The sequence below is a fragment of the Cellulomonas oligotrophica genome (assembly GCF_013409875.1).
GTDB classification, from domain to species: domain Bacteria; phylum Actinomycetota; class Actinomycetes; order Actinomycetales; family Cellulomonadaceae; genus Cellulomonas; species Cellulomonas oligotrophica.
The window spans coordinates 3,006,544-3,019,179 of sequence record NZ_JACCBK010000001.1; the positions used below are offsets into that span (position 1 = coordinate 3,006,544).

At 71.9% G+C, this 12,636-nt stretch carries 12 protein-coding genes and 1 tRNA gene; 8 read left to right on the top strand and 5 right to left on the bottom strand.

All coding sequences use genetic code 11. The annotated features are described in order from the left end of the window. Positions 1-33 precede the first annotated feature (33 nt). The 8 genes from BKA21_RS13710 to BKA21_RS13745 all read left to right on the top strand — a co-directional run bounded on the left by BKA21_RS13710 (position 34) and on the right by BKA21_RS13745 (position 8,260). Positions 34-537 carry a hypothetical protein gene (locus BKA21_RS13710; RefSeq protein ID WP_140459628.1) on the top strand — a complete coding sequence of 168 codons (504 nt, stop codon included), beginning with the start codon at positions 34-36 and terminating at the stop codon, positions 535-537. 37 nt (positions 538-574) lie between these two features. Beyond that, entirely contained in the window at positions 575-1,483 is a 909-nt protein-coding gene (locus BKA21_RS13715; RefSeq protein WP_140459629.1) for a DsbA family protein, read from the top strand. A 224-nt stretch (positions 1,484-1,707) separates the two neighbouring features. Further along, positions 1,708-1,778 (top strand) — tRNA-Thr (locus BKA21_RS13720). 712 nt (positions 1,779-2,490) lie between these two features. Beyond that, positions 2,491-4,962 (top strand): heavy metal translocating P-type ATPase, encoded by a 2,472-nt coding sequence (locus tag BKA21_RS13725; protein WP_140459630.1) that lies wholly within the window; start codon positions 2,491-2,493, stop codon positions 4,960-4,962. A gap of 213 nt (positions 4,963-5,175) precedes the next feature. Next, positions 5,176-5,424 carry a DUF2933 domain-containing protein gene (locus BKA21_RS13730; protein WP_140459631.1) on the top strand — a complete coding sequence of 83 codons (249 nt, stop codon included), beginning with the start codon at positions 5,176-5,178 and terminating at the stop codon, positions 5,422-5,424. A 126-nt stretch (positions 5,425-5,550) separates the two neighbouring features. Further along, positions 5,551-5,775, top strand: coding sequence for a heavy-metal-associated domain-containing protein (locus tag BKA21_RS13735; RefSeq protein ID WP_140459632.1), 225 nt, complete (start codon positions 5,551-5,553; stop codon positions 5,773-5,775). After that, positions 5,772-5,927, top strand: coding sequence for a hypothetical protein (locus BKA21_RS13740; RefSeq protein ID WP_170209049.1), 156 nt, complete (start codon positions 5,772-5,774; stop codon positions 5,925-5,927). Before BKA21_RS13735 ends, BKA21_RS13740 begins: the two co-directional genes overlap by 4 nt. Before the next feature lie 56 nt (positions 5,928-5,983). Further along, positions 5,984-8,260 (top strand): heavy metal translocating P-type ATPase, encoded by a 2,277-nt coding sequence (locus tag BKA21_RS13745; protein ID WP_203793563.1) that lies wholly within the window; start codon positions 5,984-5,986, stop codon positions 8,258-8,260. 245 nt (positions 8,261-8,505) lie between these two features. On the opposite strand, the gene BKA21_RS13750 is transcribed toward BKA21_RS13745, so the two are convergent. The 5 genes from BKA21_RS13750 to BKA21_RS13770 all read right to left on the bottom strand — a co-directional run bounded on the left by BKA21_RS13750 (position 8,506) and on the right by BKA21_RS13770 (position 12,530). Further along, positions 8,506-9,468 carry a class I SAM-dependent methyltransferase gene (locus tag BKA21_RS13750; RefSeq protein ID WP_140459634.1) on the bottom strand — a complete coding sequence of 321 codons (963 nt, stop codon included), beginning with the start codon at positions 9,466-9,468 and terminating at the stop codon, positions 8,506-8,508. Between the two features lie 316 nt (positions 9,469-9,784). Continuing rightward, entirely contained in the window at positions 9,785-10,417 is a 633-nt protein-coding gene (locus BKA21_RS13755) for a DUF305 domain-containing protein (RefSeq protein WP_140459635.1), read from the bottom strand. Between the two features lie 250 nt (positions 10,418-10,667). After that, positions 10,668-11,291 (bottom strand): peroxiredoxin family protein, encoded by a 624-nt coding sequence (locus BKA21_RS13760; protein ID WP_140459636.1) that lies wholly within the window; start codon positions 11,289-11,291, stop codon positions 10,668-10,670. Beyond that, the gene (locus tag BKA21_RS13765; RefSeq protein WP_140459637.1) at positions 11,288-12,235 is read right to left on the bottom strand and encodes a cytochrome c biogenesis CcdA family protein; all 948 of its coding nucleotides are present in this window, start codon (positions 12,233-12,235) and stop codon (positions 11,288-11,290) included. Before BKA21_RS13765 ends, BKA21_RS13760 begins: the two co-directional genes overlap by 4 nt. A gap of 1 nt (position 12,236) precedes the next feature. Further along, positions 12,237-12,530 carry a glutaredoxin family protein gene (locus BKA21_RS13770; protein ID WP_140459638.1) on the bottom strand — a complete coding sequence of 98 codons (294 nt, stop codon included), beginning with the start codon at positions 12,528-12,530 and terminating at the stop codon, positions 12,237-12,239. Between the last annotated feature and the right edge of the window lie 106 nt (positions 12,531-12,636).

Genomic DNA, 12,636 nt, shown 5'->3' on the forward strand with positions numbered 1-12,636 from the left:
CCGCCACTCAGGCCGAGCGCCTAGGGTGGGTTCGTGCGCGCGCCGAGAACACCCGCCGGGGTGCTCGCGCGCGCCCGCCTGCTCCTGCTGCTCGCCCCCGTGGCCGCGCTCGCCGCCGGGCTCGCGCTGTCCGCGCAGGGCCGCGTCGTCATGCACCAGTGCGTGCGCGCGGACGGACCCCTCGCGCTGGCCGGCGTCCGCCTCGCGGTGCTGGAGTCGGGCGCCGACTGCCCCGACGGCGCCTGGGCGCTGGGCGACGTCTCGCGCGGAGCCGTCGTCGTGCTCGGCGTCGTCGTCCCCGTGCTCCTCGCCCACGTGCTCCTCGCCGGCACCGGCGTCGGCCTCGGGGCCCGCGCCCACCGGGCCGTCCGTGCCGCCCGCGCCCTGCTCCGCGCCGGCCTGCCGGCCCGCACGAGCACGCCCGCACCCCTCGTCGTCCCCGCCCGCCCCGCCCCGCCCGCCCCGCCCGTGCGGGTGCGCCACGACCGGGGTCTCGTGCTCGTGCGACCGCACCGGGGTCCGCCCGCGGTGGTCTGACCACCCGACCACCCGGACCCACCACCCAGGAGCACCCGTGCCCAGCACCGACCCCCGTCCCACCAAGAACCAGCGCCGCGAGGAGGCCCGAGCCAAGGCCCTCGCCCTCAAGCAGGAGCAGGAGCGCCGCGCCCGGCGCAACCGGATCGTCGCCATCAGCGGCCTCGCCGTCGCCGTGATCGCCCTCGTCGCCGTCGTCGTCGGCGTCGTCCGCCAGGGCCAGGAGACCGCCGCCATGTACGGCGACGTCGTCTACGGCTCCGCCGACGCCGAGGTCACCGCCCCCGCGCTCGCGGACGTCACGTCCCCGTCCGTCGCCGACGAGACCGGCGGCATCCCCGTCTCCGCCGCCGGCATCGGCACGGCCGGCGAGGACGACGTCGTCGTCTCCGTGTACTTCGACTTCATGTGCCCCTACTGCGGGCTCTTCGACGAGGCCAACGGCGCCGAGCTCGAGCGGCTGTCCGCCGAGGAGGGCGTGACCGTCCTCTACAAGCCGCTGTCGTTCCTCGACGGGCAGTCCAAGGGCGCGGCGTACTCCACCCGTGCCGCCAACGCGTTCGCCGTCGTCGCCGACGAGGACTCCGACAACGCGGTCGCGTTCCTCACCGCCCTCTACGAGAACCAGCCCGAGGAGGGCACCACGGGCCTGACCGACGCGGAGATCGCCGACATCGCCGTCGAGGTCGGCGTCCCGGCGGCCGTCACCGAGGGCTTCACCACGACCGTCGAGGGCACCTACGAGACCGCCGACGGTGAGCAGACCGGCACCTGGCGCGCGTTCGCCCCGTTCATCGCCGCCGCCACGGCGCAGGCCAGCACCGAGCTGGGCGGCTCCCTCGGCACCCCGACCGTGCTCGTCGACGGCACCAAGTGGGAGGGCGACCTCTACACGACCGGCCCGCTGACGGCCGCGATCGAGGAGGCCGTCGCCGCGAAGGGCTGACGCCCCGCAGCACCCGACGCGGGTGCCGCCCCGACCGGGCGGCACCCGCGTGCGCCCCGCGTCGGTACGCTGGGCGCCTCGCCTCCTTAGCTCAGCTGGCCAGAGCAGTCGCCTTTTTGCCGCGTTTTAGCGTGTCACTCCGCCTGCGTGTCACTCCCGCGGGACGTCGAGTCGGAGGCGGTCGCTAAGGTGTGTGTCACTCTGTCGTCCGGTCTGGGCGACGCGCCGGAGTGGCGTAGTGGTAACGCAACTGTCTTGTAAACAGTTGTCGCGGGTTCGATTCCCGCCTCCGGCTCCCTCGTAGCGGGGCCTTCGCGATCCTCGGGAAGGCCCCGCCCGAATCCACATCGAGCCCGGTCGCTTCGAGCGGCGACCTGCGTTGCCAGCTACACGATCCCCTCGGCAGGCAGGGTGCTCTTGCCATCACGTGGCGGCGACCCAGTTCACGAGTTCTCGGTCCGCTCGATCCAGCGGTCGATGACTTGGTTCACCCGACGGCGCAGCGGCCGCCGGGGCACGCGTGGGCTGGTGTTCCATGGACCGATCTCGCGGGTGAGGTTGATCCGCTCGTCGCCCGCACCTAGCGCCTGCTCGGTGACGCAGTAGGGCTGAGTGACCTGTCGCAGGTGCTCGAGATGGTGCGTCGAGAGGTTGAACCTGAGCGGGCTGGGTAGGGACTGCTGCAGGGCTGGTCACGGTGTCAACCGATCCTGCAGCAGTCCCCCGCGTCGTCCGGGTGTGGAGGTGCCGCGTCACGACAACCTTCGACGGGCGGACTGCATGCGACGGCCGAGCATCGTCCGCCGCCGCAACCTTGACCAGATCTTCATCGTCCGGGTCCGCTTGAAGGCGTACGGTGACAATACCCCCCAGGGGTATAGCCGAAGCGGCGCGAAGCGACTCCACTCGGAGGTGCGCTCCGCGGGCATCGGCCGAGCCGCCTGGTACGGGGTGCACGACGAGGCGGCTCGGTGCCGCCCGCGCGCGATGCGTGGAGGAGGTTCGACATGACGAGTCCGAGCACGGTGCTCGACGTTCGCGGCCTGCACTGGGCGACGTCCGAGGCGGTGGTAGAGAAGACGCTCGCTCGCCGACCGGGAGTCGTGGACGTGCACGCGAACGCGGTGTCGCAGACAGCCAGCGTGACGTACGACCCCGCGCTCACCTCGGTGGCCCAGCTCACCGGCTGGGTCCGTGACTGCGGCTACCACTGCAGCGGTCAGGCCGTCCCGGACCACGTGTGCGACCCCATGTCGGAGCCGACGGCAGTCGTCGACGGGCACGACGCCCCGGCCGCGCACGCGACGCACGACGCCCACGCGCGGCACGCTCCCCACGGTCCGAGCGGCGCGCACGACATGTCTGCTCACGACGGTCAGCCCACGGGGATGTCACCGCACGACGCGATGGGCCACGGCGGCCACCATGGTGGCGGGTCGATGGAGGGCATGGCCCGCGACATGCGCAACCGCTTCCTGCTGGCGTTGCTCCTGTCGATCCCCATCACCCTGTGGTCACCGATCGGCCGCGAGGTGCTGGGCTTCACCGCGCCGACCCCGTTCGGGCTCCGGGACGACGTCCTCGCCCTGGTGCTGTCGCTGCCGGTGATCTTCTACTCCGCCTGGATCTTCTTCGACGGCGCCGTCCGCGCGTTGCGGGCACGGACCCTCGACATGATGGTCCTCGTCGCGGTGGGGGTCGGCACCGGGTGGGTCTACAGCGTCGCCGTGACGCTCAGCGGCGGTGGCGACGTCTTCTACGAGGCCGCGACAGTGCTGACCACCTTCGTCCTGCTCGGGCACTGGGTCGAGATGCGGGCGCGCGGCGGTGCCAACGACGCCGTGCGCACCCTCCTAGAGCTCGCGCCCGCCAAGGCGGTCGTGCTGCGCGACGGCGTGGAGGCTGAGGTCCCGACCTCGGAGGTCGTCGTCGGCGACCTGCTGCTGGTGCGACCGGGCGCCAAGATCCCGGTCGACGCCACGGTCGAGGACGGCGAGTCGGAGGTCGACGAGTCGATGGTGACCGGCGAGAGCATGCCGGTCGCGAAGTCCCCCGGCTCCGAGGTCATCGGTGCCTCCATCAACACAACCGGGACGCTCCGTGTCCGGGCGTCGAAGGTCGGCGCCGACACGGCCCTGGCTCAGATCGTCAAGATGGTCCAGGACGCGCAGAACTCGAAGGCGCCGGGTCAGCGGCTCGCCGACCGTGCGGCCTTCTGGCTGGTCCTCGTGGCGCTCGCCGGCGGGACCGGGACGTTCCTCGTCTGGCTGGCCGCCGGGGCAAGCGTGCCCACCGCGATGCTGTTCGCGATCACCGTCGTCGTGATCACGTGCCCGGACGCGCTCGGACTCGCGACGCCGACGGCGATCATGGTGGGCACCGGTCTGGGCGCGAAGCGAGGCGTGCTGTTCAAGAGCGCCTCGGCACTCGAGACCTCCGCCCGGATCGACACGGTGGTGATGGACAAGACGGGCACGCTGACGAAGGGCGAGCCCGCCGTGACCGACGTGATCACCGCCGGGATCGACGAGGGCCGGCTCCTCGCGCTCGTTGGTGCGGTGGAGCGCGAGTCGGAGCACCCGCTCGCGCGCGCGATCGTCGGCCACGCGAAGTCCGCAGGTGCGCCCGTGCTGACGGCGACCGACTTCCGCAACGTGCCCGGCCACGGCGCGACGGCGACGGTCGACGGGCGGCGGGTCCTGGTCGGGAACCGCCGGCTGATGGCGGCCGAGGGTGTCGAGCTGGGCGACCTGGCGGCGCGACGGGACGAGCTCGCGGCCTCCGGGCGCACGTCGGTGGTCGTGGCCGTCGACGGCCACGCGGTGGGCGTGGTCGCCCTGGCCGACGCGGTGCGCGACACCTCGGCTGCGGCGGTCGCGGCGATGCACGAGTCGGGCATCCAGGTGGTCATGCTCACCGGGGACAACGAGGCGACGGCGCGCCGCATCGCCGACCAGCTCGGCATCGACACGGTGATCGCGGAGGTGCTGCCCGGGGACAAGGCGGCGAAGGTCGCCGAGCTCCAGGCGCAGGGCAGGCGCGTGGCGATGGTGGGCGACGGGGTCAACGATGCGCCTGCCCTGGCACGCGCGGACATCGGGATCGCGATCGGCGCGGGAACCGACGTCGCCATCGAGACGGCTGACATCGTCCTCATGCGTTCGGACCCCCTCGACGTGCCGGTCGCGCTCCGCATCGGCAAGGGGACGCTCCGCAAGATGCGGCAGAACCTCGGCTGGGCGATCGGGTACAACGCGGTGGCCCTGCCGATCGCCGCCGGCGTGTTCTACCCGGAGTTCGGCGTGAGCCTCAGCCCGGAGATCGCGGCGCTGTCGATGTCCGGCTCGTCGGTCATCGTGGCCGTCAACGCGCTCCTGCTCAAGCGGCTGAGGCTGCCGTCACCGCAGGTCACGGGGAGCGCTCGCCCCGAGCCCGTCCGGAGCGGCGCAGAAGCGGCCGCGCACGCCGCACACCACTGAGGCGCCCGGCCGGCGCGTCAGTTCCGTCGCCGGCCGGCGCTCCCGGCCCGTGCGCCGCGAGCGGTCCGCCGATTCTTCAGCGGTTCTTGACTCGGTCTCAGCGGAACCTGGGCACCTCGGCGAGCACGCTGGGCGCAGGCGGAGCCGTCCGGTCGGGGCGTCGACGCCGGGAGCAGACAGCCAACGCACGACGGAAGCGAAGGAGTGGAGACCATGAACCACAGCGGGTTCGGGCACGTGAAGTGGATGGTGCTGACGGCCGTCGTGCTGTTCGGCGTCCTGCTGCTGATGGGCAGGTCGGCCGGCGACGCGCTCAGCTACGCAGTCCTGCTCGCGTGCCCGCTCATGATGGTCGCGATGATGTTCGGGATGCGCTCCGGCCACGGCAGCCAGGGCGCCGACACGGGCGCGCCCCCACGCGACGGCACGAACGACCGCGTGGGCCACCACCACGGCGCGTAGGACCGGGTCGACGGAGCCCAGTGCCCGGCTCCCCCCGGGTGGTCAGACTCGCCGACCGGACCAGCCGCTACCCGTCGGGGTACGGCGACAACCTCAGCACACAACTCACCAGCGAAGGAGCACGACATGAGCACCACCACGTACGAGGTCACCGGGATGACCTGCGGCCACTGCGTCTCGTCCGTCACCACGGAGGTCAGCAAGCTGGCCGGCGTGAGCGACGTCGACGTCGCCCTGGTGCAGGGCGGCACGTCCCGAGTGACGGTCAGCAGCAGCGCACCCCTGCCGCTGGACGACGTCCGCTCGGCCGTCGACGAGGCGGGGTACGAGCTGGTGGGCGAGTCGGCATGAACGATGCCGGACGGCTCGCGGGCTTCGGCCTCGCGCTCGCTGCGGCCCTGGGCGCCGGGTTCGGCGTCGGGGCCGCAGTGGGGCCGATCGGCATCGACGAATCGCCCACCACCGTGAACCAGACCGGCGACATGCCGGCCGACCACGACTGACCCACCAGAACGGAGATACCCCCGTGGCCGAGGCCATCGAGCTGGAGATCGGCGGGATGACCTGCTCGTCCTGCGCCGCTCGCATCGAGAAGCGGCTCAACCGCATGCCCGGCGTCGAGGCCAGCGTCAACTACGCCACGGAGAAGGCGAAGGTCACGCTGCCCGAGGGCACGTCCCTCGCGGACGCCGTCGCCGTCGTGGAGGCCACCGGCTACACCGCACGGCAGCGCCAGGTCACGCGCTCGGAGCCGGTCGCTGCTGCCGACTCGGCGACGGTGTCCCGCGATGACGAGACGGCGGCGCTGCGGCACAGGCTCGTGCTGTCCGCGGTCCTCACCGCGCCCGTCCTTGCGCTGTCGATGGTCGAGCCCTTGCAGTTCGACAACTGGCAGTGGCTGTCCCTGACGCTCGCCGCGCCCGTGGTGGCCTGGGGCGCGTGGCCGTTCCACCGCGCCGCGTGGGCGAACGCACGCCACGCCGCCGCGACGATGGACACCCTCATCAGCGTCGGCGTCCTGGCCGCGTTCGGCTGGTCGCTCTACGCTCTCTTCTTCGGGGCAGCGGGCCGCCCCGGCATGCGCATGGCCTTCGACCTCGTCCCCGACCGTCGCGGCGGTGGGCACGAGATCTACCTCGAGGTCGCCGCAGCCGTCACGGTGTTCATCCTGCTCGGTCGCTACTTCGAGGCACGGGCCAAGAAGCGCTCCGGTGCCGCGCTCCGGGCGCTCATGGAGCTCGGCGCCAAGGACGTCGCGGTCGTGCGCGACGGCGTCGAGCTCAGGATCGCGGTGGACGACCTGAGCGTCGGTGACGAGTTCCTCGTCCGCCCCGGCGAGAAGGTCGCGACCGACGGTGTCGTCGTCGACGGGGCGTCCGCCGTCGACGCCTCCATGCTCACCGGTGAGCCGGTGCCTGTCGAGGTCGGGCCGGGCGACACCGTGGTCGGCGCGACGGTCAACGCGGGCGGTCGGCTGCTCGTGCGGGCCACCCGCGTCGGAGCCGATACCCAGCTCGCGCAGATGGCCCGCCTGGTCGAGGAGGCACAGACCGGGAAGGCCCCCGTCCAGCGACTCGCAGACCGGATCTCGGCCGTGTTCGTGCCGATCGTCATCGCGCTCGCCGTCGCCACGCTGGGGTTCTGGCTCGGAACCGGAGCCGGCGCCGAGGCGGCGTTCACCGCGGCCGTGGCCGTCCTCATCATCGCGTGCCCGTGCGCACTCGGTCTGGCGACGCCCACCGCCCTCATGGTGGGCACCGGTCGGGGTGCCCAGCTCGGGATCCTGATCAAGGGCCCGGAGGTGCTGGAATCCACTCGACAGGTCGACACCGTTGTCCTCGACAAGACCGGGACGGTCACGACCGGGCAGATGCAGCTCGTCGAGGTCCGGCCCGCCGCCGGTACGGCGCGCGAGGACGTGCTGCGGCTCGCAGGAGCCCTCGAGGACGCCTCCGAGCACCCCATCGCGCGGGCCATCGCGGCCGGGGCGCGCCGCGAGCTGGACGTCGTCCTGCCGGCTGTCGAGCAGTTCTCGAACAGCCAAGGGCTCGGGGTCTCCGGCATCGTCGACGGGCACGCCGTGGCGGCGGGACGCGTGTCGTGGATGGCCGACGAATGGGCGCAGCACCTCGCGGCCGGCCTGCGCGCCGACCTCGAGGCGGCGGAGTCGGCCGGGCGGACGGTCGTGGCCGTCGGCTGGGACGGCGCACTGCGGGGGCTTCTGGTCGTCGCGGACACGCTCAAGCCCACGTCGCGGCAGGCGGTCGCCGAGCTCCGGGCGCTGGGACTGCGTCCGGTGCTGCTCACGGGCGACAACGTGCGTGCGGCCCGCGCGATCGGCGCGGAGGTCGGGATCGACGAGGTCGTCGCCGAGGTGATGCCCGAGGACAAGGTCCGGGTCGTGCGGGAGCTGCAGGACGCCGGCCGGGTGGTCGCCATGGTGGGCGACGGCGTGAATGACGCCGCTGCACTCGCCCAGTCGGACCTGGGCATCGCGATGGGGACCGGCACGGACGTCGCGATCGAGGCGAGCGACCTGACCCTGGTCCGCGGCGACCTGAGGGCCGCGGTCGACGCCGTCCGCCTGTCCCGGCGGACGCTGTCCACGATCAAGGGCAACCTCTTCTGGGCGTTCGCGTACAACGTCGCAGCGATCCCGCTCGCGGTCTCGGGACTGCTCAACCCGTTGATCGCGGGCGCTGCGATGGCGTTCTCGTCGGTCTTCGTGGTGACCAACAGCCTGCGGCTGCGGAGCTTCCGCGCCGTCTCCGTCGACGGGGCAGCGCGGACGATCGGTGCTGACCGGCGTCCGGTCGAGGCGGTCGCGTCGGTCTGACGCAGCTTCGGGCAGTCCCTGGTCGGTGGGTACGCCGCCTACCTCTACTGTCCCGGTCTGCCCGCCGACCAGGTCGACGTGCTGCGAGGCGCGGTCGAGAACGCGAGCACCAGCACGATTCTCGCCGAGCCGGCATCGGACCATGAGGAGGCCGTGCGAGCCGTCACGCCGACGCCCTCGAGGACCTCGTCACCGCCTGGTTCGACCAGCTCACCTGACGGACCGCGCGTGCCCGGCTCGCGTGCTCAGCGTCCTGGGTCCGTATCGGTGCTGGGTGCCTGATCCGGACGACGGCGGAACACGAGCGCGACGTTGTCCTGCTCGCGGGGCAGGACCAGGCGGCTGAGCTCACGGTCGTGCGTCATCTCGAAGTCCTGCTGAGCTGCGTAGTCCGCCCAGTTCCCGCTGCCGTGCTCGTTCGTCCCGATCACCACGTACAGCTGCACGCTCGGGGTCGCGAACACCGCGCGCTCAAACGGGTTGCCCGGCGGTGGCCACGAGCACACCACCACCTGTGGGGCGTAGGTGCGCAGTGCCGCCTTCGCATCCTGTTTCAGGACGTGCTCTGGATAGTCGATCGCGTGGTCCCAGCTGTAGTCGTCCGTAGCCGTGACGTTCACCCCGCGGTCGGACAGGAACCGCGAGAGCGTCCCGTCCCCGGCCGCGATCTCGACACAGGCGCGGTCCCCGATGAGCGCCGCCAGTCGTGCGATCAACGCTGAGGAGTAGAAGCAGTAGATGCCCTTCGGGCGGACCAGCGGCATCAGGAACCGGCGCTGCGTCAGCAGCGGCCAGACCAGCCCGTAAGCCGCCATCGACACCGGGCGCCGCTCCAGACCGCGCAGGAAGAACAGCCGCTGCGCTGCTCGCCCGTTCAGGGTGTTGAACCGCACCGGCCCTTCCCTCACGCCGGTCTCCACCTGGAATGAGACCCGCTTCACCGCGTGCAGCAGCATCTGCCGGCGCACCTCCTCACCGACCAGCTGCCGGGCAGGACGCCGGCGTCCTGGCGTCGCCGGGGCCGGCGTCCTCGCCTCGGCCACGACCGCACGCAGCTCCGCCGGCCCGCCGGCTGACGCGCGACGCAGCCGCTGGGAGACCGCGCCCCACTCCTCCGGGTACGCCGCCTGCAGCTCTTCCAGCGACGGCCCCGACGCGAGCCACGTCACCGGGTCCTGCGGACGCGAAGGCCCTGAGGTCATCTCCATCTCCAGACGTCGCCCCGGCTGAGTCCTGCACCTTGCAGGTTCAGTCCAGGTGTCACCACCTCTTGAGGACACGTCACGACGCCGCGCCGGGTCTACCCACCCGCTTGCAAGACGCTGTCCGCGGCGCTGACGTCCAGGCCAGCTGCCTGGCGCACGGCTTCGAAGAAGCCGTCCGGACGGGGGGTGCGCAGCACGCGAGGCCACCGCGCGCCCCCTCTGCAGGGAACACCCAGCACCGGCGCAGACGCGACCGCCGCACCCCTGGGACCTCGCCCGGTTCGTTGCGGGTGGTCCGAGAGATGCGGCGGCTGCATCGTCAGAGCTGCGTCAGAAGGGTCTCCATCTTCGCGATCTCCGCGGTCTGGTCATCGACGATCTTCTGAGCGAGTTCCAGCGCGTCCGGGTTCTCCCCGTCCGCCTGCTCGGTCTCGGCCATCTCGATGGCGCCTCGGTGGTGGTCGATCATGAGCTCGAGGAACCGCGTGTCGAACTCGGTGCCGGACAACGAGCTGAGCTCGGACATGACCTCCTCCTGGTTCATGCCCTCCATGTCCATGCCGCCGTGGTCCATCCCCTCCATGCCGTCCATGGCGTCGGCGACGGGCTCCTCGCCCCACGACTCGAGCCACCCGGCCATCATCTCGATCTCGGGGCCCTGCGCCGCGGCGATGCGCTCACCGAGGTCCTGGACCTCGGGCGTCGCGGCCTTCTCCGCGGCGAGCTGCGCCATCTCGATCGCGCCCTCGTGGTGCACGATCATCATCTGGGCGAACGTCGTGTCGGCGTCGTTGTGCGCGGTCTCCTCGGTCGACGACTCAGCGGTCGCGGAGGTCTCCTGACCCGTGGGGCTCGTGCCCGCCTCGGTCCCGTTGGAGCAGGCCGCGAGGCCCAGGGCCAGTGCGGCGGCCGCAACCGTGGCGGCTGTACGGCGTCGTGTGCGGTTCGTCATGGGTCCTCCTGGTGGTTCGGTGGTGCGGTGGCCCGGCGTGGTGAGACCTAGGCCGTGGACGTGCTCGCGCAGCAGGCATCGGGAGCCTCCTGCACGGCGTTCAAGGCGCCGCCGCAGCAGCCGTGGGCTGCCGGTTCGGTGGCGGGCGAGGTGGGAGTGACGTCGGCTGTGGCCGTGTCCTTGCAGCAGGTCATGGTGGGAGCTCCGTATCCGTGCGAGAGGTGGTGCGTGGGGGTTGCGGGGTTCAGCGTCAGAGCCGGCTCGTGACCTCCTCGAGGAGGTCGGCGGGCTCCAGCCACATGGACGGGTAGTTCCCGGCCCAGGTCTGCGTCCCGTCGGCGTCGACGAGGATGAAGCCGTGACCGGGCAGGCCCTCGTGCATGCCGGTCCCGAGGACTCCGTACGCCCCGGAGACGGTCCCGTCGTCGAGGAGGAAGGGTGCCTCGACACCGAGGCGCTCGCGGTCGGCGTTGATCTGCTCGGCGGTGTTCATGACGATCGGCAGGACGGTGATGCCGGCCTCGGCGAACGCGGGGTCCTGCTCGATCTTCTGCATCTGGATGAGGCACGCGTCGCAACCCGCGCCCTCGTTGAAGTAGAGCACCACCGGTGAGCCCGCGTAGTCGGACAAGGAGACCGTCGCTCCCTCCGACGTCGGGAGCGTGAACCCCGGTGCCGTGCGCGTCTCGTTGGTGACCGCCGGACGTGCGCTCAGAAGGGCCGCCGTGACGGCGACCAGGATCACGAGGAGCGAGGCGCCCCAGATGGTCCAGGTCCGGCGCCGGCGCCGGCGCAGGTCGGCCTGCTGGCGCTCGACCTTGTGGAGGGCGAGCTGTCGGTCGTGGAGGCGCCGGGCCGCGCTGGCGGAGGTCATCGGTGTGTCTCTTCCTGGGTCGGGACGGTGTGGCACGAGGGGATCACCGGGGTCTCCTCGGTCGGTGCCTTCGGCGTGGTGGGCCGTCGGCGCTCGGACAGCGTCGCCCAGACGAACACGGCGGCGACGACGAGCAGCGCGAGCCCGAGAACCGGCTCCGGGACGGGGGACAGCCACTGCTGGACGCCCCCGAAGACGTCGGTCAGGGTGCGGCTCGCAGAGTCCTGGACGGCCGAGCCGCCGGTCATCTGGGTGCTCCCGGCGAGCGCGATGACGAAGGCGCCCATCACGGCGAACCCGATCGCCACCGCGACGTTGACCGTGTTGGTGACGAGCGTCCGGCCAGCGAGAGGAATCCGCACGAGCTTCGCGCGGAACAGCTTCTTGTCCCGCAGGCGGGCCTTGTCCCACACGAGCGCCATCACGAACAGCGGGAAGACCATCCCGAAGACGTACGCGAGCCCGAGCAGCAAGCCGCCGCCCGGCGATCCGGAGAGCGCCGAGAGTGTCATGACCCCGGCGAGGACCGGTGCGCAGCAGCTCGACGCGATGCCGGAGAACACCCCGAGGGAGAAGAAGCTCGCCGTGTCGCCGCCCGTGGTGTCCGGCGCGCGCAGGAAGGACGGCAGGGACCACATCCGTCCGGACAGCGCCAGCCCGGCCAGGACGATCATCAGTGCGCCCCCGGCGTAGTAGAGCGGGGCGTGGTAGCGGGCTATCGCTCCCGCGATCAGGCTCATGCCGAGCGTGATGGGAACGAGCACGAGCGCGAGACCGGCGGCGAACACGAACGTCAGCGGCAGCAGGCGCCACCGGCTGTTCTTGATCGCTCCAGCGAGGTAGCTGGGCGCGAGGAAGACGATGCAGCACGGGGCGAACAGGGCGACTCCACCGGCGAAGAACGCCGCGAGGATGCTGCCCGTCGTCAGGAGCTCGGAGCCCATGTCAGGCCGCCCCGGGACCCGTCGCGAGCTCGGCCGCCTGCAGCGCGCGGACCAGCTTCTTGCGCGGCAGCCGGCCCGAGCTGAAGAACGCGCCGTCGAGCAGGACGAGCGGGCTCATGGGCGGCCGGTGCTGTGCGACGAGGGTCCGACCTTCCGGCGAGTCGATCTCCACGCGGCGCAGGTCGATGCGGCGCTCGTCCGCGAGCTCGCCGAGGACGTCGTCCGCGTCGACGCAGAAGTGGCACGCGGGAGCGTGCACGACGGTGACGACGGGCGGGGCGGTCTCGGGGCGCACGGTGACTCCTGACGTGTCCTGATCTGACAACCCGAGCCTCGCCGCGCTCTCCTGCAAGGGCGGTCGCCGTTCGATCAAGGTTCCATGAACGTCCTGGCGGACCGCG